The 1,389-nt window shown below is 52.0% G+C and carries 2 protein-coding genes; both read left to right on the top strand.

All coding sequences use genetic code 11. The features are described 5' to 3' along the window. The first annotated feature begins 81 nt into the window (after window positions 1-81). The gene (locus ACFOZ5_RS13450; protein ID WP_379888152.1) at window positions 82-264 is read left to right on the top strand and encodes a helix-turn-helix transcriptional regulator; all 183 of its coding nucleotides are present in this window, start codon (window positions 82-84) and stop codon (window positions 262-264) included. Window positions 265-452: 188 nt separating this feature from the next. After that, entirely contained in the window at window positions 453-1,361 is a 909-nt protein-coding gene (locus ACFOZ5_RS13445) for a protein rep (RefSeq protein ID WP_379888149.1), read from the top strand. Window positions 1,362-1,389 lie beyond the last annotated feature (28 nt).

Genomic DNA, 1,389 nt, shown 5'->3' with positions numbered 1-1,389 from the left:
GTCGAGGTCAGTTGATGGTTCATGGTCAGCCTCCTTCAGTCAGAGGCTGGGAGTCTGGCGAATTCCGGTCAGACCGTTAAGATGGGGTTGGTGGAGCGCTTACTTTATAAGTACGTCGACGCGGGCACTTTTCCAAAGCCTATCCCGCTTGGCGGCAGATCCGTTGGCTGGATAGATTCCGAAGTTGATGAATGGATACTTTCAGCCGTCGAAGAACGCGATTACCGGCTAGCGACCTCTGACCGATCTGCACCAGCCATCTAAACCCCCTGCTTTATATTTAATTAATAGACAACTTCTCAACACCTGGTATTCCCCTCCTCCCCTAAAGCAAAGTCCATTTTGCCTTGATTATTTCGACGAACAAGCGCTGAACAGCTGCATGTAGGGGCGCACTCGTCATAAATCTAGAACAAGACCTCGACCACGAATAGCAAAACAAGGAACGCCTCATGAATAATCATGCGACCAATGACGCAAGCTTGGACTACCTGAAACAACTGAAAACCTCTGCCGAAGGTATTGTCCAGCACTGCCTATCAACCACAGAGACTCTGCCAGACGCTGTCAGGATTAGAGAATGCGCCAGCCGACTGCGAACATATCCAGGCGATGCATACGGAACGATCGTCAACACGTGGTATTGCAAACACCGCCAGTGCCCAATTTGTCAGTGGAGGAAGTCTCTAAGGTACCGTAGTAAGTTTCATCGGTTACTGGACCAGAAGCCCGAGGTACTCGAGGGCAAATGGGTTTATCTGACACTTACAGTTCGTAACTGCCACGTCGACGATCTACGGGCAACCCTGAAGCAGATGAATGACGCTTTCCGTCGTATGGGTAATCGTGATTTCTGGAACCGCAACGTTCTGGGGGCAGTAAGATTCACGGAGATAAAAGACGGAGGCCGTGACCCGACGACTGCTCATCCACACTTCCATTGCCTGCTTTTGGTCAGACCGTCGATGTTCGGCGGAGTTAACTACGTACCGGAGCAACAATGGTCATCGCAATGGCAGCAAGCTCTCCAGGTTGCCTATGCACCACATGTAAAGGCTCAAAGGTTCCTTGGCCAGGGGGGAGTGCTTAAGGAGGACATCCTAAAAGCCGTGTCCTACTCGATGAAGCCCCGATTACATACTCCTGGCAGGAACTGGTTCTTCACCCTGAACGAGCAGACGAAGTGGATGCGCCAGGTCGAATCCTTCGGGTTGCTGCGGGAACTTTTTTCTGATCTCACACTGCCTGATAAGGGCGATGCGCCGGGTTATCATCGAAATACTGAGTGCGTATTCCAGGCCAAGGTTGCCACTGATTCCAGACGAAGCCTGCCACCCATTCCACGCGAAAGCTGCCACTGATTCCACGGCAAAGCTGCCACCCCGGCAG

It is taken from the genome of Marinobacter lacisalsi (assembly GCF_042651045.1).
In the GTDB taxonomy this organism is placed as follows: domain Bacteria; phylum Pseudomonadota; class Gammaproteobacteria; order Pseudomonadales; family Oleiphilaceae; genus Marinobacter; species Marinobacter lacisalsi.
This window is presented reverse-complemented; position numbering and strand designations above follow the sequence as displayed.

Bases quoted from the DNA above. Each gene is read 5' to 3' on its own strand.
- ACFOZ5_RS13445 (WP_379888149.1), top strand. From the start codon at position 453: ATGAATAATCATGCGACCAATGACGCAAGCTTGGACTACCTGAAACAA.
- ACFOZ5_RS13450 (WP_379888152.1), top strand. From the start codon at position 82: ATGGGGTTGGTGGAGCGCTTACTTTATAAGTACGTCGACGCGGGCACT.